This window comes from Delftia sp. WY8, from assembly GCF_018437695.1.
Classification (GTDB): Bacteria; Pseudomonadota; Gammaproteobacteria; order Burkholderiales; family Burkholderiaceae_C; genus Comamonas; species Comamonas tsuruhatensis.
In genome coordinates, this window is sequence record NZ_CP049795.1 from 1,719,103 (window position 1) to 1,734,635 (window position 15,533).

18 protein-coding genes and 1 tRNA gene are annotated in these 15,533 nt (G+C 66.2%); 10 read left to right on the forward strand and 9 right to left on the reverse strand.

Features of this window, described 5'->3' with window-relative positions; translation table 11 throughout:
* The first annotated feature begins 6 nt into the window (after positions 1-6).
* The gene (locus tag G4D77_RS07865) at positions 7-585 is read left to right on the forward strand and encodes a YceI family protein (RefSeq protein ID WP_016448945.1); all 579 of its coding nucleotides are present in this window, start codon (positions 7-9) and stop codon (positions 583-585) included.
* Positions 586-649: 64 nt separating this feature from the next.
* Here the strand turns inward: G4D77_RS07865 and pdxR are convergent, their stop codons facing one another.
* Entirely contained in the window at positions 650-2,155 is a 1,506-nt protein-coding gene (pdxR, locus tag G4D77_RS07870; protein ID WP_154835073.1) for a MocR-like pyridoxine biosynthesis transcription factor PdxR, read from the reverse strand.
* A 100-nt stretch (positions 2,156-2,255) separates the two neighbouring features.
* Between pdxR and G4D77_RS07875 the strand changes: the two genes are divergently transcribed.
* The 3 genes from G4D77_RS07875 to G4D77_RS07885 are packed head-to-tail and all read left to right on the forward strand — an operon-like array spanning position 2,256 to position 3,695.
* Positions 2,256-2,885, forward strand: coding sequence for an FMN-binding negative transcriptional regulator (locus G4D77_RS07875; protein ID WP_154835075.1), 630 nt, complete (start codon positions 2,256-2,258; stop codon positions 2,883-2,885).
* A 34-nt stretch (positions 2,886-2,919) separates the two neighbouring features.
* Positions 2,920-3,267: an antibiotic biosynthesis monooxygenase family protein gene (locus tag G4D77_RS07880; RefSeq protein WP_016452503.1), complete on the forward strand. Its 348-nt coding sequence runs from the start codon at positions 2,920-2,922 to the stop codon at positions 3,265-3,267.
* A 20-nt stretch (positions 3,268-3,287) separates the two neighbouring features.
* Positions 3,288-3,695, forward strand: coding sequence for a ribosomal maturation YjgA family protein (locus tag G4D77_RS07885; protein ID WP_154835077.1), 408 nt, complete (start codon positions 3,288-3,290; stop codon positions 3,693-3,695).
* Between the two features lie 15 nt (positions 3,696-3,710).
* On the opposite strand, the gene G4D77_RS07890 is transcribed toward G4D77_RS07885, so the two are convergent.
* The 3 genes from G4D77_RS07890 to G4D77_RS07900 are packed head-to-tail and all read right to left on the reverse strand — an operon-like array spanning position 3,711 to position 5,263.
* Complete coding sequence (locus G4D77_RS07890; protein ID WP_034365413.1) at positions 3,711-4,064, reverse strand: hypothetical protein; 354 nt, start codon at positions 4,062-4,064, stop codon at positions 3,711-3,713.
* Positions 4,065-4,083: 19 nt separating this feature from the next.
* Complete coding sequence (locus G4D77_RS07895) at positions 4,084-4,332, reverse strand: DUF1272 domain-containing protein (RefSeq protein ID WP_012204142.1); 249 nt, start codon at positions 4,330-4,332, stop codon at positions 4,084-4,086.
* Positions 4,333-4,369: 37 nt separating this feature from the next.
* Entirely contained in the window at positions 4,370-5,263 is an 894-nt protein-coding gene (locus G4D77_RS07900) for a cation diffusion facilitator family transporter (RefSeq protein ID WP_154835079.1), read from the reverse strand.
* 247 nt (positions 5,264-5,510) lie between these two features.
* On the opposite strand from G4D77_RS07900, the gene G4D77_RS07905 reads away from it, so the two are divergent.
* The 3 genes from G4D77_RS07905 to galU all read left to right on the forward strand — a co-directional run bounded on the left by G4D77_RS07905 (position 5,511) and on the right by galU (position 10,098).
* Complete coding sequence (locus G4D77_RS07905; RefSeq protein WP_012204140.1) at positions 5,511-6,140, forward strand: VOC family protein; 630 nt, start codon at positions 5,511-5,513, stop codon at positions 6,138-6,140.
* A gap of 146 nt (positions 6,141-6,286) precedes the next feature.
* Positions 6,287-9,199 carry a valine--tRNA ligase gene (locus G4D77_RS07910; protein WP_016448952.1) on the forward strand — a complete coding sequence of 971 codons (2,913 nt, stop codon included), beginning with the start codon at positions 6,287-6,289 and terminating at the stop codon, positions 9,197-9,199.
* A gap of 11 nt (positions 9,200-9,210) precedes the next feature.
* Entirely contained in the window at positions 9,211-10,098 is an 888-nt protein-coding gene (galU, locus tag G4D77_RS07915; protein ID WP_016448953.1) for a UTP--glucose-1-phosphate uridylyltransferase GalU, read from the forward strand.
* Positions 10,099-10,183: 85 nt separating this feature from the next.
* On the opposite strand, the gene G4D77_RS07920 is transcribed toward galU, so the two are convergent.
* The 3 genes from G4D77_RS07920 to cysM all read right to left on the reverse strand — a co-directional run bounded on the left by G4D77_RS07920 (position 10,184) and on the right by cysM (position 12,023).
* Entirely contained in the window at positions 10,184-10,411 is a 228-nt protein-coding gene (locus G4D77_RS07920; protein WP_012204137.1) for a sulfurtransferase TusA family protein, read from the reverse strand.
* Between the two features lie 26 nt (positions 10,412-10,437).
* The gene (locus G4D77_RS07925) at positions 10,438-11,040 is read right to left on the reverse strand and encodes an NUDIX hydrolase (protein ID WP_016452506.1); all 603 of its coding nucleotides are present in this window, start codon (positions 11,038-11,040) and stop codon (positions 10,438-10,440) included.
* A 77-nt stretch (positions 11,041-11,117) separates the two neighbouring features.
* Positions 11,118-12,023, reverse strand: a complete 906-nt coding sequence (gene cysM / locus G4D77_RS07930; RefSeq protein ID WP_017407070.1) for a cysteine synthase CysM — start codon at positions 12,021-12,023, stop codon at positions 11,118-11,120.
* Positions 12,024-12,062: 39 nt separating this feature from the next.
* Here cysM and G4D77_RS07935 point away from each other — a divergent pair.
* A tRNA-Leu gene (locus G4D77_RS07935) sits at positions 12,063-12,147 on the forward strand.
* A gap of 638 nt (positions 12,148-12,785) precedes the next feature.
* Here the strand turns inward: G4D77_RS07935 and G4D77_RS07940 are convergent.
* The gene (locus G4D77_RS07940; RefSeq protein WP_154835081.1) at positions 12,786-13,007 is read right to left on the reverse strand and encodes a hypothetical protein; all 222 of its coding nucleotides are present in this window, start codon (positions 13,005-13,007) and stop codon (positions 12,786-12,788) included.
* 252 nt (positions 13,008-13,259) lie between these two features.
* On the opposite strand from G4D77_RS07940, the gene G4D77_RS07945 reads away from it, so the two are divergent.
* Both G4D77_RS07945 and G4D77_RS07950 read left to right on the forward strand, forming a co-directional pair.
* The gene (locus tag G4D77_RS07945) at positions 13,260-13,637 is read left to right on the forward strand and encodes a CidA/LrgA family protein (protein ID WP_016448957.1); all 378 of its coding nucleotides are present in this window, start codon (positions 13,260-13,262) and stop codon (positions 13,635-13,637) included.
* Entirely contained in the window at positions 13,634-14,380 is a 747-nt protein-coding gene (locus G4D77_RS07950; RefSeq protein WP_016448958.1) for an LrgB family protein, read from the forward strand. Before G4D77_RS07945 ends, G4D77_RS07950 begins: the two co-directional genes overlap by 4 nt.
* Before the next feature lie 120 nt (positions 14,381-14,500).
* Here the strand turns inward: G4D77_RS07950 and G4D77_RS07955 are convergent, their stop codons facing one another.
* Complete coding sequence (locus G4D77_RS07955; RefSeq protein WP_012204131.1) at positions 14,501-15,448, reverse strand: LysR substrate-binding domain-containing protein; 948 nt, start codon at positions 15,446-15,448, stop codon at positions 14,501-14,503.
* Positions 15,449-15,533 lie beyond the last annotated feature (85 nt).

Here is a 15,533-nt window from a genome sequence, read left to right on the forward strand (position 1 = left end):
TCTTTCATGCGCACTTCCGTGTTTGCCCTGGCCATTGCCGGCCTGTTCGCCACCGCTGCCCAGGCGGCTCCCGCAACCTACGCCATCGACCCGACGCACACCTTCGCCACGTTCGAGATCGACCACAACGGTGCCTCGACCAACCGCGTGCGCTTCGACAAGAAGAGCGGCACCGTGGAATTCGACCGTGATGCCAAGGCCGGCAAGGTCGAAGTCGTGCTGGAAATGGACTCGCTGAGCTCGGGCACCGCCGCCTTCGACAAGCACCTCAAGAGCGCCGACATCTTCAACGTGGCCAAGTTCCCCCAGGCCAAGTTCGTCTCCGACAAGTTCGTCTTCGACGGCGACAAGCTCAAGGAAGTCACCGGCCAGCTGACCATCCTGGACAAGACCCAGCCCGTGACCATCAAGGCCAACAAGTTCACCTGCTACCCCAACGCCATGCTGCAAAAGCGCGAGACCTGCGGCGGCGACTTCGAGGCCGTGATCGACCGCACCGCCTTCGGCGTGAACTACGGCGTGGACTACGGCTTCCCCAAGCAAGTGCGCCTGGTGATGTCCATCGAAGCGGTCAAGCAGCAGTAAGACCGCGCTGGGCAAAGCGCCTTTAGGGGCGTCGGCACCCAAGGCCCGTGAACCGGCACCCCGGTCACGGGCTTTTTTGCGTTGCGGATTGGGTCTGCCACTGACTGACCACGCCCGCCAGCCTGAGCACCCCTTGCTCGATGGCCTGCGGCTGCAGGCTCGCATAACCCAGGACCAGCCCGGCGCAGGACTGGCGGCGATGGGCATCACCGGCCGCATAGAGCGGCGAGATGGGGCGCACGCCCACGCCGCGCTCTCGCGCCAGACGCACCAGGGCAATCTCATCGCGCTGGTGCACGGCAGGCACCCAGGCCACCACATGCAGGCCGGAGGCCGAACCTTCGACCTGCACCGCGCCCGGCAGGTGCCGCTCCAGCGCCTGCAGCAATGCCGCCCTGCGGCCTTCGTTGCGGCGGCGGACGGCGCGCACATGGCGCTCGTAGCTGCCGTCCTCGATCAGCGCGGCCAGCACCAGCTGGTCCAGGCGCGGCGCATGCCGGTCGGCCAGCCGACGGGCTTCCCGGAACACGGGCACCAGGGACGGCGGCAGCACCAGGTAGCCCATGCGCATCTGCGGGGACAAGGCCTTGGAGAAAGTGCCGACATGGATGACGCAACCCACCTCGTCAATGGACTGCAGGGCGTCGATGGGACGCAGCCCGTAGCGGAACTCGCCGTCGTAGTCGTCCTCCAGAATCCAGGCACCCGTGGCGCGCGCCCAGGCCAGCAACTGCTGCCTGCGGCCTATGGGCAGCACGCCGCCCAGCGGAAACTGGTGCGAGGGCGTGACATAGGCCAGACGCGCCTGGCGCCCGACCAGCGCCGAGGTATCCAGGCCCTGTTCATCGACGGCCATTTCCTGCAGGCATGCGCCCTGGGCCTCGAACACGCGGCGCGCCATCAGGTAGCAGGGCTCTTCCATCAGCACGGTCTCGCCCGGATCGACCAGCACGCGCGCGCACAGGTCGATGGCCTGCTGCGAGCCCTGCACCACCACGATCTGATCGGCCGAACAGACAAGCCCCCGCGCCCTTCGCAGATAGCCTTGCAGCGCCATGCGCAGCGCCGGCTCGCCTTCGGGCGCGTCGTAGGACAGGGAGGACTGGCGCTGCACGATGGCGCGGTTGTAGGCGCGCCGCCAGGCCAGCGTGGGAAAGTCATCAAAGGCCAGGGCGCCGTACAGAAAGTCGATCACGGCAGGCCCTTCATCCCCGGCGCGAGCGGGCTGGGCCTGCGCCAGCGCATCCACGCGCCGTCCATAGGAAGACAGGCGGGAACGGCAATCCTGCGCCGCAGCCGCAATGCGGGGCGCGCGGCTGCGCTGCTCCGCGCCAGCTGCCACGCGCGCCCGGGCGCCCTGTGCAGTCTCCAGATAGCCCTCGGCCGCAAGCTGCTCGTAGGCCGCCGTGATGGTGGTGCGCGACACACCCAGGTCCAGCGCCAGCGCGCGGGTGGAAGGCAGGCGCGCGCCCACGGCCAGGCTGCCGTCGGCCATCTGGGATTTCAGCCATTCGTGGATGCGGCGGGCGCCGGGCGCAGCCCCGGTATCGGCAGCGAAATGGGACTTCAACTGGTCTTCCAAAAAATCACGAAACTGGATTTTTCATTGTGCCAGGGATGGTGGATAGTCCGGTTTCCCCCGATGCCGGTCCACCGTTGCACCAAGCTCCATGTACACGCCCGCCCATTTCTCCCTCACCGATTCCGACAGCCTGCACGGCCTGATCCGCAGCCACCCCCTGGGCACGCTCGTCACCCAGGCCAACGGCGTGCTGGACGCCAACCACCTGCCGTTCCTGCTGGATGCGGCCCCAGGGGAGATGGGCACGCTGAGCGCCCATGTGGCCCGCGCCAATCCCATCTGGCAGCAGTGCCGCGACGGCGCCGAGGTGCTGGTCGTCTTCCGTGGTGCCGAAGGCTATATCTCGCCCAGCTGGTATCCAAGCAAGCACGAGACGCACCGCCTGGTGCCCACCTGGAACTACGAGGCCGTGCATGTGCACGGGCAAATCAGCATCCATGACGACGAGAAATTCGTGCGCGGCCTGGTCGGGCAGCTCACGCGGGTCCATGAGGCATCGCAGGCCCAGCCCTGGAAGATGTCCGACTCGCCGCGTGAATTCATCGACGGCATGCTGCAGGCCATCGTCGGCCTGCAGATCCGCATCACCCGCCTGGAGGGCAAGGCCAAGCTCAGCCAGAACCGGCAGGCCCGCGACCTGGACGGCGCCATCGGCGCGCTGCGCGAGCGCGGACAGGAGCCGCTGGCCAGCGCCATGGATGCGGCGCCGCGCATCTAGCGCCAGCCACCCTCACACAGGTTGCCAACCACCGATGTACACATCCACCTTCACCTTCGCGCCGGGCGAATACGACGCGCAGTTCCATGCCCTTGACGGCCGGATCGCCGCGATCGCCCGCGCCATCCCCGGCTACCTGGGCGAAGAGGCCTGGGAGAACCCCGCCACAGGCCTGGTCTCCAACGTCTACTACTGGCAGACCTGGGAGGCGCTGCAAGAGCTGATGCGCCACCCTGCGCATATAGAGGCCAAGCGGCAGCAGGCGCGCTGGCTCAAGGGCTACCAGGTGGTGATCGCCCACGTGGTGGGCAGCTACGGCGATGGCGGGATAGCGCACCCGCTGGCCACCGCTGCGCAAGGCACTGCGCACCCGGCTCGCTGACCGGACCCGCTTTTGGCCCGATGATGGCGGCCATGCGATGGCGTTTTGATCCTGTTTCCCTGGTGTGGGCGGTGGCCCTGTTTGTCCTGCTCGTGCTGCTGGCCACCGTCGGCGCACGCTGGGGCTGGGTGCGCAGCTTCTTCGGCGATGTGTTGGCCGTGGCCTGGGTCTATGCCGTGTTCAAGACCGTGATCGCCGCGCGCGTGCTGACGCTGGCATCGGCCGCACTGTGCGTGGGCCTGCTGGTGGAGCTAGGCCAGTTCCTGGCATCGACCTTCCAGTTGCACATTCCCAACCGCGCCTTGCGCATCGTGCTGGGCAGCACGGCCGACTGGTGGGATGTGCTGGCCTATGTGATGGGTTTTGCAGCCGTGCTGGTGGTGGAGGCTGCGTTCCGTGGCCGCAGGCGCCCCGTCTTCACGGCATAAACCCGCAGCGGTCCGCTACGGCTCTGGAACAAGCTCCTCGACAACGGATTCGCAGTGGATTTTCAGCCGCCCGTAGTGGGACAGCTGCAAGAACAGATGCTGCGCCATTGCTGACGAAGGCCTCTTCGTATCCCGCTGCAGCACTTCGCAGCGGTCCAGGCAGTCATCCATCTCTGCGGCTGCGTCGCGCTGGACGTCGGCAAAGTACGCCTGCACGGCAGGAAAGTTGACGATCCGTTCAAGGCGGATGGCTACCCTGGCCTGCGGCCTGTCGAACACGGCATAGAGAAAGAAACGCAGTTCCACGCTCCGGGCCGCCACATCCAGGCGCACCTGCTCCAGCAATCCATCGTGGTACGGGTACTGCAATCGATGGCTCCGCGCCCGATCAGGCCCGTACAGCACAGCCGCCGGCCTTGAGCACCCGCTTCGTCGAGGCCGGATACCGCTCCAGCTTGTCCGCCGGCCGGCGCGGCCTGGCCACCAGCTCGCCACCGCAGTTGGGGCAGGCGCCGTGCAGCACATGATCCGCACAGCCGGCACAGAACGTGCACTCGAAGGTGCAGATGCGGGCCTCGGCAGACTCTGGCGGCAGGTCCTTGTCGCAGCATTCGCAGTTGGGTCGAAGCTCAAGCATCGGTGCACTCCGGGTGTGGTCCATGAAGACTGGCATCCTAGTGGATGTGCTCTGCCGGGGAGCGGTCCTCGCGCTCCATCTGCAGCGTCGTATGGTGCAGGTCGAAGCCGGCCTGCAGCCTGTCTTCGATATCGCGACGCACCTGCTCGCCGTCCGCGCCGGGCAGCAGCACCACATGGCCGGTCAGCATGGGCTTGCTCTGCGTGACCGCCCACAGGTGGACATCGTGGATCGCTGCCACGCCCGCCGTGCCCGCAATCGTCTCGCGCACTGCCTGCAGGTTCATCCCGGAGGGCACGCCTTCCAGCAGGATATTGATGCACTCGCGCAGCAGGGTCCAGGTCCGCGGGAACACCATGAAGCCGATGCCCACGGCCACCGCCGAGTCGATCCACCGCCAGCCCGTCAGCCAGATCAGCGCGGCACCGGCGAGCACGCCGATCGAGCCCAGCATGTCCGCCCATACCTCCAGGTACGCGCCCTTCACGTTCAGGCTCTCGTCCTTGCCACCCGACAGCAGGCGCATGGAGAGCAGGTTGATCACCAGCCCCACGGCCGCCACCGCCATCATGCCCAGGGACTGGATTTCCGCGGGTGCCGACAGCCGGCGGTAGGCCTCATACAGGATGTAGAAGGCCACGCCCAGCAGCACCAGTGCATTGACGGCGGCGGCCAGGATCTCGAAGCGCGCATAGCCGTAGGTGCGCAGCAGGTCGGCTGCCTTGCGGCCGGCGCGTATGGCCACCAGGGCCAGCAGCAGCGCCATCGCATCGGTCAGCATGTGCATGGCGTCGGAGATCAGGGCCAGGCTGCCCGTGACCATGCCGCCGATGATCTCCACCACCATGAAGGTGCCGGTCAATCCGAAGGCAAACCAGAGACGGGATTCCGGCAGGGCGCGCACGTCGCCGTGCTGATGGCTGTCGCTCATGAGGTTCCTTGACTTGAAAACGGTTGTGAACAGAGGGCCGCCGCATCCATGGCGACCATGGCAAGCGGGGGGATCGGACCTCGATGAGAAAGCGTGAAGTGACTTGAAGGTCAAGTGCTGGCGGCAACTCGGCACCGCAGGTGGCCCGGACACCGCAGCGCGCATATCCCTGCATCCATCGCAACATTTCATTTAGGTAAATTGATTACGAATAGTAGAATCAAGACATCCACCAAGGAGACATTCGATGAACACAAGCGCCCGTCCCGACCTGTCCACACTGCCACCGCCCGCCGCCGTGCAGCAGCTGCACCACTACGCCTACAAGGCCCGCGATGCCGAGGAGACCCGCCACTTCTACGAGGACATCCTGGGCCTGCCGCTCTACCACATCATCCAGAGCGACTACGTGCCCAGCACGGGCGAGTACTGCCCCTACACGCACTTCTTCTTCCGCCTGAAGGATGGTTCGTTCATCGCCTTCTTCGACATCGGCGACGACGAAAAGGCCCTGCCCTCGCCCAACACGCCGCTGTGGATCAACCACATCGCCTTCCGCGTGGACACCGTCGAGGAACTGGAGAACACCAAGGCCCGCCTGGTGGCGCATGGCATCGAGGTGCTGGGCGTGACCGACCACCACATCTTCAAGAGCATCTATTTCTTCGATCCCAACGGCATCCGCCTGGAGCTGTCGGCCCAGCTGGCCGACGAAGTGCAGATGGCGCGCGAAAGCACCACCGCCCACGCCCGCCTGAACGAGTGGACGGCACGCAAGGAGCAATGGCGCAAGGAACGCGCCGAAGGCAAGGCCGCCCAGCCGCTCAAGCCCCAGAGCAACGACCGGCCCGAGTTCGTCCCCGACGCAGCGGCCTGAATAAGACCCGGCGAACAGGCAGGCGGACGGGGTCGGTAGAATCCCCGTCAAACCGTCATCCATTTCGCATATGCAGACGGCATCCCTTCAACGGATGCCGTTTTCATTTGCCAAACGCCATTCGCACAATTCCCCGCAAGCAAGCCATGAGCGACACCATTGCCCAGCCAGGCCTCGACAGCCTGTCCAAATCGTTTGAACCCGCAGCCATCGAGGCCCAATGGGGCCCCGAATGGGAAAAGCGCGGCTACGGCGCAGCCGGCGTGCGCGGCACGGGCCAGGCAGATGCATCCCAGCCCTCGTTCTCCATCCAGCTGCCACCGCCCAATGTGACGGGCACGCTGCACATGGGCCATGCGTTCAACCAGACCATCATGGACAGCCTCACGCGCTACCACCGCATGAAGGGCCACAACACGGTCTGGGTGCCCGGCACCGACCACGCGGGCATCGCCACGCAGATCGTGGTGGAGCGCCAGCTGCAGGAGCAGGGCATTGCCAGCCGCCACGACATGGGCTCGACGCCTCCCGAGGCGCGCAAGAACTTCGTGAGCAAGGTCTGGGAGTGGAAGAACCAGAGCGGCAACACCATCACCGGCCAGATGCGCCGCATGGGCGACAGCGTGGACTGGAGCCGCGAGTACTTCACCATGGACGACAAGCTGTCGTCCATCGTCAACGAGACCTTCGTGCGCCTGTACCAGCAGGGCCTGATCTACCGTGGCAAGCGCCTGGTGAACTGGGACCCCAAGCTGATGTCCGCCGTCTCCGACCTCGAGGTCGAGAACGAGGAAAAGGACGGCTCGCTGTGGCACATCGCCTACCCGCTGGCCGACGGCTCGGGCCAGCTCGTGGTGGCCACCACGCGCCCGGAAACCATGCTGGGCGACGCAGCCCTGATGGTGCACCCCGAGGACGAGCGCTACCAGGCGCTGATCGGCAAGACCGTGATCCTGCCCCTGGTGGGCCGCGAGATCCCCATCATTGCCGACGACTACGTGGACCGCGAGTTCGGCACGGGCGTGGTCAAGGTCACGCCCGCGCATGACAACAACGACTACGCCGTGGGCCAGCGCCACGGCCTGCCGATGATCTGCGTGCTGACGCTGACGGCCACCATCAACGACGAGGCGCCCGAGAAGTACCGCGGCATGGACCGCTTCGTGGCGCGCAAGGCCATCGTGGCCGACCTGGACGCGGCCGGCCTGCTGGTCGAGACCAAGAAGCACAAGCTCATGGTGCCCATCTGCACGCGCACGGGCCAGGTGATCGAGCCCATGCTGACCGACCAGTGGTTCGTGGCCATGAACAAGGTCGGCGAAGGCGATGCCACCGGCAAGTCCATCGCGCAGAAGGCCATCGATGCCGTCTCCAGCGGCCAGGTGCAGTTCGTGCCCGAGAACTGGGTCAACACCTACAACCAGTGGATGAACAACATCCAGGACTGGTGCATCTCGCGCCAGCTGTGGTGGGGCCACCAGATTCCCGCCTGGTACGACGAGGACGGCAAGGTCTACGTGGCCCGCACCGAGGAAGAAGCCCAGGCCCAGGCCCCCGGCAAGACGCTCACGCGCGACGAGGACGTGCTGGACACCTGGTACTCCTCGGCCCTGGTGCCGTTCTCCACCATGGGCTGGCCGAACCAGACCGAGGCGGCCGACGATGACTACAACCTCTACCTGCCCAGCTCGGTGCTGGTCACGGGCTACGACATCATCTTCTTCTGGGTCGCCCGGATGATCATGATGACCACGCACTTCACGGGCCGCGTGCCCTTCCGCCATGTCTACATGCATGGCCTGGTGCGTGACGCCCAGGGCAAGAAGATGAGCAAGTCCGAGGGCAACGTGCTCGACCCCGTGGACCTGATCGACGGCATCGACCTGGACACCCTGCTGGACAAGCGCACCCAGGGCCTGCGCCGCCCCGAGACCGCCCCCCAGGTGCGCAAGAACACGCAAAAGGAATTCCCCGAGGGCATTCCCGCCTACGGCGCCGACGCGCTGCGCTTCACCTTCGCGGCCCTGGCCTCGCTGGGCCGCTCCATCAACTTCGACAGCAAGCGCTGCGAGGGCTACCGCAACTTCTGCAACAAACTGTGGAACGCCAGCCGCTTCGTGCTGATGAACTGCGAAGGCCATGACTGCGGCCTGCTGCCCCACACCAAGGAGCAATGTCAGGCCGGCGGCGAGTTCGCGGGCTACATGCAGTTCAGCCAGCCCGACCGCTGGATCACCTCGCAGCTGCAGAAGGTCGAGGCCGAAGTGGCCAAGGGCTTTGCCGAATTCCGCCTGGACAACGTGGCCAACGCGCTGTACGACTTCGTCTGGAACGAGTTCTGCGACTGGTACCTGGAAATCGCCAAGGTGCAGATCCAGACCGGCAGCGAGGCCCAGCAGCGCGCCACGCGCCGCACGCTGATCCGCACGCTGGAGGCCATCCTGCGCCTGGCCCACCCCATCATCCCGTTCGTGACCGAAGCCCTGTGGCAGAAGGTCGCCCCGGTCGCCGGCCTGCCCGGCGAGTCCGTGGCCGTGGCCCGCTACCCCGAGGCCCAGCCCGAGAAGATCGACGAAGCCGCCATCGCCTACGTGGGCCGCATCAAGCAGATGATCGACGCCTGCCGCACGCTGCGCGGCGAGATGGGCGTGTCGCCCGCACAGCGCCTGCCGCTGCTGGCCGTGGCCAGCTCGGCCGACGAGGCGCAGTTCCTGCGCACCAACGCCGCCGTGCTTCAGAACCTGGCCAAGCTCAGCGAAGTCAAGGTGTTCGACGACGAAGCCGCCTGGGCCGAGGCCGCCCAGGCCGCGCCCGTCTGCGTGGTGGGCGAGGCGCGCCTAGCGCTGTTCGTGGAGATCGACGTGGCGGCCGAAAAGGCCCGCCTGTCCAAGGAAGCCGCACGCCTGGAAGGCGAGATCACCAAGGCCAATGCCAAGCTGGGCAACGAGGCCTTCGTGGCCAAGGCACCCCCGGCCGTCATCGACCAGGAAAAGAAGCGCGTGGCCGACTTCGGAGCAACGCTGATTCGCATCCAGGAACAACTCGCCCGCCTGGGTTGAAAGATCCGTTTATGAGCACCCAGACCCGTGTCCGCAAAGCCGTGTTTCCCGTTGCCGGGCTCGGCACGCGCTTTCTGCCCGCCACCAAGGCCTCTCCCAAGGAGATGCTGCCCGTGGTGGACAAGCCGCTGATCCAGTACGCCGTGGAAGAGGCCTACGAGGCCGGCATCCGCGACATGATCTTCGTCACCGGCCGCAGCAAGCGCGCCATCGAGGACCATTTCGATACCGCCTACGAGCTGGAAAACGAACTGGAGAACGCCGGCAAGCAGGCCATGCTGGAGCTGGTGCGCAGCATCAGCCCCGCCGACATGAACTGCCTGTTCGTGCGCCAGCCGCGCTCCCTGGGCCTGGGCCACGCCGTGCTGTGCGCCGAGCCGCTGGTGGGCAACGAGCCCTTTGCCGTGCTGCTGGCCGACGACCTGATGGTGGGCGAGTCTGGCGGCCCGGGCGTGATGGCCCAGATGACCTCGGCTTTCCAGAAACAGGGCCGCTCCCTGCTGGCCGTGCAGGAAGTGCCGCTGGAGCAGACCAAGCGCTACGGCATCGTGGCCGGCGAGCCGGCCGGCGGCGCGCTGATGCGCATCGAGAAGATCGTCGAAAAGCCCGCGCCCGAGAAGGCGCCTTCGCGCATGGGCGTGGCCGGCCGCTATGTGCTGACACCAGCCATCTTCGAGGAGATCCGCAACCAGCCCAAGGGCGTGGGCGGCGAGATCCAGCTGACCGACGCCATCGAACGCCTGATGGCCCATGAAGCCGTCTACGCCTTCCAGTACCAGGGCAAGCGCTACGACTGCGGCAGCAAGGAAGGCTTTCTGCAGGCCACGGTGGAGCTGGCGCTGCAGCACGAGGACGTGGGCGCGAGCTTCCGCGAATACCTGCAGGGCCTGAGCATCTGAGGCCGGGCCTCAGAGCCGCCCCTGCCCCATGCAAAAGGCCTGCGAAAGCAGGCCTTTTTCTTTGGAGCGAGCCGCGTGCAGCCGCTCAGCGCCGGCGCAGGATGTGGATGAACTCCGCGCCCACGGTCTGCTGCTCCACCAGTTCATTGCCGGTCTGCTTGGCGAAGGCCTGGAAGTCGCGCAGCGATCCGGTATCCGTGGCCACCACCTTGAGCAGCTGGCCGCTGTCCAGTTCGGCCAGCGCCTTCTTGGCCTTGAGAATGGGCAGCGGGCAGTTGAGCCCGCGCGTGTCGATTTCCTTGTGAATTTCCATCGGATGCACCTCTTGAGCCTGGGATTCTAGGCGGCATCGCGGCTGAGGCCGGCAGCAGTGTCTTGATCGGCGCGACTCGCTTCAGCCTCCTGGGCCTGCTCGGCACGCTTCCAGAAGTCACGGATCACAGGATCATGCCCCCGGCTGCGCAGCCACTTGGCCAGCGCCATGCCCGTGCCCGAAGGCCAGGCCTGGACTTTCTCGGGCTCCAGCAGGCGGTATTCCAGCAGCTCGGGCGACAGCCGGACCTGGCCGCTGGCGCGCACATGGAAGGCGATGATCACCTGGTTCATGCGCAGGAACTCATGCACGCTGATCAGCTCCAGCGACTCGGCCTTCAGGCCGGTTTCCTCCGCCACCTCGCGCGCCACGCCCTCCTCGGGCGACTCGCCGGCCTCCATGAAGCCCGTGATCAGGCCGAAGACCTTCTCGGGCCAGGCCGCATTGCGCGCCAGCAGCACCTTGCCGTCCAGCTCCACGATGGCGGCCAGCACGGGCGTGGGATTGTTCCAGTGCGTCCAGCCGCACTCGGGGCAGCGCAGACGCGATACATCGCCGCCGTCCTCGGCCTGGATCACCCACTGCAGGGGGGTGGCGCAGTGCGTGCAATAGCGGGTTTCATAGTGCATGGGGCTGTTCCTGGTTTTTTGCTGTCCTGGCTCAATGCAAACAGGAAGGCCCGCCGGAAGGCGGGCCTGTCGCTGTATCAGGCGGGGAAGACGCCCGTGGACAGATAGCGGTCGCCGCGGTCGCAGACCACGAAGACGATGGTGGCGTTGTTCTCGCGCTCGGCAATCTGCTGGGCCACCCAGCAGGCGCCGGCAGCCGAGATGCCGGCAAAGATGCCTTCCTCGCGCGCCAGGCGGCGCGCCATGTCCTCGGCATCGTCCTGGCCCACGAGCACGGTCTCGTCGATCAGCGAGGCGTCGTAGATCTTGGGCATGTATTCCTCGGGCCACTTGCGGATGCCAGGGATGCGCGAGCCTTCGGCCGGCTGGGCGCCCACGATGCGGATGGCAGGGTTCTTTTCCTTGAGGAACTTCGCCACGCCGGTGATCGTGCCCGTGGTGCCCATGGCGCTCACGAAATGCGTGATCTCGCCGCCGGTCTGCTCCCACAGCTCGGGGCCCGTGGTCTCGTAGTGGATGCGCGGATTGTCGGGGTTGCCGAACTGGTCGAGCACCACGCCCTTGCCCTGGGCCACCATCTGGTCGGCCAGGTCGCGCGCATATTCCATGCCGCCGCTCTTGGGCGTGAGGATCAGCTCGGCGCCATAGGCCTTCATCGTCTGGGCACGCTCGATGGACAGGTCCTCGGGCATGATCAGCACCATCCGGTAGCCCTTGATCGTGGCGGCCATGGCCAGCGCAATGCCGGTATTGCCCGAGGTGGCCTCGATCAGCGTGTCGCCGGGCTTGATGTCGCCGCGCTCTTCGGCGCGGCGGATCATCGACAGGGCCGGCCTGTCCTTGACCGAACCGGCCGGATTGTTGCCTTCCAGCTTGCCCAGCACCACGTTGCCACGTTCCTGGCGAGACTGCGCACCGATGCGCTGCAATGCCACCAGGGGCGTGCGGCCGATGGCGTCTTCGATGGTCGGATAAATTTTCATAGCCTCACACTGTGCCATAATTCGCCCCTGCGCTAAGTAGCCCGGGTGGTGAAATTGGTAGACGCAGGGGACTCAAAATCCCCCGCCGCAAGGCGTGCCGGTTCGATTCCGGCCCCGGGCACCAGAGATTACGTAGCCGAAAAAGCAGTCCGCTGCTTTTTCGGCTATTTCTTTTCCGGCCGCTGTCTTCACAGTGTCCGCACACCCCTCCTTCCTGCACCAGCCCTTTTCAGCGGCTGCACTGCAATTCAAGGCCTCCAGCCTGACCAGATCCTGCGTCCTCATGCCTTGGGCGGGATAGCCCCTGCGCGCTTTCACCCGCACACCACCCAACCTGTGTACAACTTTGGCATCAAGCCACCTCCAAGGCGGAAACGGACTGCAATCAGGCGCATGTCCAGCCCGCCTCGAATCGCCCCCACCGCGGCCTGCCCCCTAGCCTTGCCCAGTGCGCGAAATCCGGCACCTTCCCTCTGAAAATCGGTATCTGCACCATCGCCATGCAGCCAATTTCCGGCGCGGGCACCAGCCCGGTGCGCCCGCTGCAAAAGCCTGGTGATGCCCATGAAAAAAGCCACCCTGGGGTGGCTTTATTTCTCCACAGAACCCTTGAACAACCCTGTGGATATTCAGTGAACAGCAAGTGAACGAGGCGTCCAAGTGCTTGCATTCACTGGCCGCAAGCTAGGCTGCCTGCAAATCAGGCAGCCCCTGAATCCAAGGGAAAACCCTTGAAACCGGGGTCACCTGCCGCGCCGCGCCTCAGGCATCGGAGCGGCGGATCTGGGCGCGGCCCGCCGCCGTGATGTGCCATTGATGGCTGCTGTCCACTTCGACCAGTCCACGCTCGCGCAGCCTCTTGGACATATGCTCGCGCGCCGCGCTTTCCAGCGACACGGGCTCGCCCATTTCCAGCTTCTTGAGCACTTCGAGTTCATCCACCGTCGGCTCGTACACGGGTGCGTGATATGTGGTTTCGGCCATCGCTACTCCTTCGCTATTCAAAGTCTCATGCCCCGGCACTGCCCAAGGCATGGGTCCCAACATAGCGTTGGCCGGGACGCCGCGCAATCGGTGTCCGCACCTTTTTTCGCGATGTGGGCGATGATGGCACGCTTTGCGGCGGCGTCCCACAGGTGCCAGGGCACTGCCCTGTCCGGGAAACGGGCAGCCCGCTCTCTTGCCGCCGCCCTCTGCTGTCCGCTCTTGCCATCTGCTCCAGGGATTCAGGTTTTCATGTTGTACGCCATCACCGCCTTGTTCGCCTTCCAGTTGCTGGGAGAGGCCATCGTCCAGCTCACGGGGCTGCCGCTTCCGGGAGCGCTCGTGGGCACGCTGCTGCTGCTGGCGGCGCTGCTGCTGCACGGCCGCCTGCCCGAGTCGCTGGAGAAGGCCGCCGGCGTGCTGCTGCAGAACATGATGCTGCTGTTCATTCCCGTCATTGCAGGCGTGATGCTGGAGTTCGACCGGCTGTCGCGCGAATGGCAGCCCTTCGTGATCGCCTGCGTGGCGGGTGCAGCCATTACCTTCCTGGCCACGGCCTTCACCTTCCGCTGGTGCCTGGAGCGCCAGCGCGCCCGAGAGGCGGCCGCCAGCCAGGGAGACAAGGCATGAACGCGCTCACCACCCACTGGCACAGCGCCTGGCAGTCGCTGTCCGGCAATGCCTCCACCGCCCACCTGCCCTGGCTGGTGCTGACCATGGCCGTCTACCTGGCGGCCATGGCGCTGTACCGCAGAAGCGGCAACCATCCGCTCCTGATTCCCGTCTTCACGGCCGTGGTCGTCATCGTGGGCGTGCTGCTGGCCACGGGCACCTCCTATGCCAGCTACCGCAGCGGCGTCTCGCTGCTGGGACTGCTGATCGGCCCGGCCACCGTCGCGCTGGCAATTCCGCTGTACGCCCAGCGCGAGCGCATCCGCGCGCTGTGGCTGCCCATCAGCGTGGCGCTGGCCGTGGGCTGCGTGGTGGCGTTGCTGTCGGCACTGCTGATCGGCTGGAGCCTGGGCGCCACGGTGCAGACGCTGGTGGCGCTGGCGCCCAAGTCGGCCACCATTCCCATCGCCCTGCCCATGGCCGAGCGCTTTGGCGGTCCGGCCTCGCTGGCGGCCGTGGCCGTGGCCATCACCGGCATTGCGGGCACGATGATGGCGCCGCTGCTGATCCGCCTGGTGCGCAGCGATGACCCGGCCGTGCAGGGTTTTGCCCTGGGACTTACGGCCCACGCCATCGGCACGGCACGCGCGCTGCAGGTGAATCCGACCATGGGCGCCTTCTCTGCCCTGGCCATGGGCCTGAACGGCGTGGCCACGGCCGTGGTCATGCCGCTGTGCCTGGCCGTGCTGCCCTGGTTCTGAGCGCGATTACGGGTTTTCCCCAGAGACACCCCCACAAGCCTGTGGACAAGCGCCGCCAGCAGCAAGGATAAGTCAGTTAAGTGACTGTCATCGTTGAACAATCCAAGGCCTGCTTAATTTTCAGGCAGGCCGGTGCTCCCTGGCGCGCTGCTGCAGCCATGAAGAGAACACGCGCAGGGCGGGCGCGGGCTGGGCATCGGGCGCCAGGGCCGGGGTGACCAGGTAGTAGGCGCGGTTGCCGCGCAGCGGCTGGGGGCAGGCAATGATGAGGTCGCCGCGCGCCAGCTCCTGCTCGATCAGCATGGGCGGCATCAGCGCCACGCCCAGGCCCTGGCTGGCGGCCACGGCCAGCATGGAGAACAGCTCCAGCCGCATGCCATCCAGCGCGCGCGGCGCGGCCACGCCCATGGCATCGAACCACTGCTGCCAGCCGTAGGGCCGCGTGCTTTGCTGCAGCAGCGGCATCCGGGCCACGATGTCCGCCCCCACAGGCAGCCAGGCGCGGCCCGGCTCGCGTGCCTGGGCCGTGGCCAGCAGTTGCGGGCTGCACACGGGCACCACCTCTTCGTCCATCAGCCATTGCGCCTGCACACCGGGCCAGCGTGCCACCTGCTCGGGCGTGCCTGCATAGAGCGCGGCGTCGAACACGGTATCGGCGAAAAGGAAGGGCCGCGTCTGCACATCGATGTGCACGGTGACCTCGGGATGCTCGCGCGCCAGCTGCGGCAGGCGCGGCAGCAGCCAGCGCGTGGCGAAGGTGGGCACGGCCGCCAGGTTGAGCGGGCCTCCCTCGCCCTGGTGGGCCATGATGTCCAGCGTGTCGCGTTCCAGGCCGTGCAGCCAGCGCGAGACCTGCTGGGCGTACTGCGTGCCGGCCTCCGTCAGCAGCACGCCGTGGCGCGTGCGCCGGAACAGCTGCACGCCCAGGAACTCTTCCAACGCAATGATCTGGCGCGATACCGCGCTTTGCGTGAGCGACAGTTCCTGCGCCGCACGCGTGTAGCTGATGTGGCGGGCGGCCGACTCGAAGCAGGCAAGGGCTTGGGTGGATGGCAGGGCTCTACGCATATCTCATGAATTCAATGCACTTCAGAGCCTCACATCATAGGGAATAACCCGCAACAACCCATTCATACATGCGTTTTACGCATTC

Excerpts from the sequence above, each read along its gene's own strand:
- G4D77_RS07865 (WP_016448945.1), top strand. The coding sequence starts at position 7 with ATGCGCACTTCCGTGTTTGCCCTGGCCATTGCCGGCCTGTTCGCCACC.
- G4D77_RS07875 (WP_154835075.1), top strand. The coding sequence starts at position 2,256 with ATGTACACGCCCGCCCATTTCTCCCTCACCGATTCCGACAGCCTGCAC.
- G4D77_RS07880 (WP_016452503.1), top strand. The coding sequence starts at position 2,920 with ATGTACACATCCACCTTCACCTTCGCGCCGGGCGAATACGACGCGCAG.
- G4D77_RS07885 (WP_154835077.1), top strand. The coding sequence starts at position 3,288 with ATGATGGCGGCCATGCGATGGCGTTTTGATCCTGTTTCCCTGGTGTGG.
- G4D77_RS07895 (WP_012204142.1), bottom strand. The coding sequence starts at position 4,332 with ATGCTTGAGCTTCGACCCAACTGCGAATGCTGCGACAAGGACCTGCCG.
- G4D77_RS07900 (WP_154835079.1), bottom strand. The coding sequence starts at position 5,263 with ATGAGCGACAGCCATCAGCACGGCGACGTGCGCGCCCTGCCGGAATCC.
- G4D77_RS07905 (WP_012204140.1), top strand. The coding sequence starts at position 5,511 with ATGAACACAAGCGCCCGTCCCGACCTGTCCACACTGCCACCGCCCGCC.
- G4D77_RS07910 (WP_016448952.1), top strand. The coding sequence starts at position 6,287 with ATGAGCGACACCATTGCCCAGCCAGGCCTCGACAGCCTGTCCAAATCG.
- galU (WP_016448953.1), top strand. The coding sequence starts at position 9,211 with ATGAGCACCCAGACCCGTGTCCGCAAAGCCGTGTTTCCCGTTGCCGGG.
- G4D77_RS07920 (WP_012204137.1), bottom strand. The coding sequence starts at position 10,411 with ATGGAAATTCACAAGGAAATCGACACGCGCGGGCTCAACTGCCCGCTG.
- G4D77_RS07925 (WP_016452506.1), bottom strand. The coding sequence starts at position 11,040 with ATGCACTATGAAACCCGCTATTGCACGCACTGCGCCACCCCCCTGCAG.
- cysM (WP_017407070.1), bottom strand. The coding sequence starts at position 12,023 with ATGAAAATTTATCCGACCATCGAAGACGCCATCGGCCGCACGCCCCTG.
- G4D77_RS07940 (WP_154835081.1), bottom strand. The coding sequence starts at position 13,007 with ATGGCCGAAACCACATATCACGCACCCGTGTACGAGCCGACGGTGGAT.
- G4D77_RS07945 (WP_016448957.1), top strand. The coding sequence starts at position 13,260 with ATGTTGTACGCCATCACCGCCTTGTTCGCCTTCCAGTTGCTGGGAGAG.
- G4D77_RS07950 (WP_016448958.1), top strand. The coding sequence starts at position 13,634 with ATGAACGCGCTCACCACCCACTGGCACAGCGCCTGGCAGTCGCTGTCC.
- G4D77_RS07955 (WP_012204131.1), bottom strand. The coding sequence starts at position 15,448 with ATGCGTAGAGCCCTGCCATCCACCCAAGCCCTTGCCTGCTTCGAGTCG.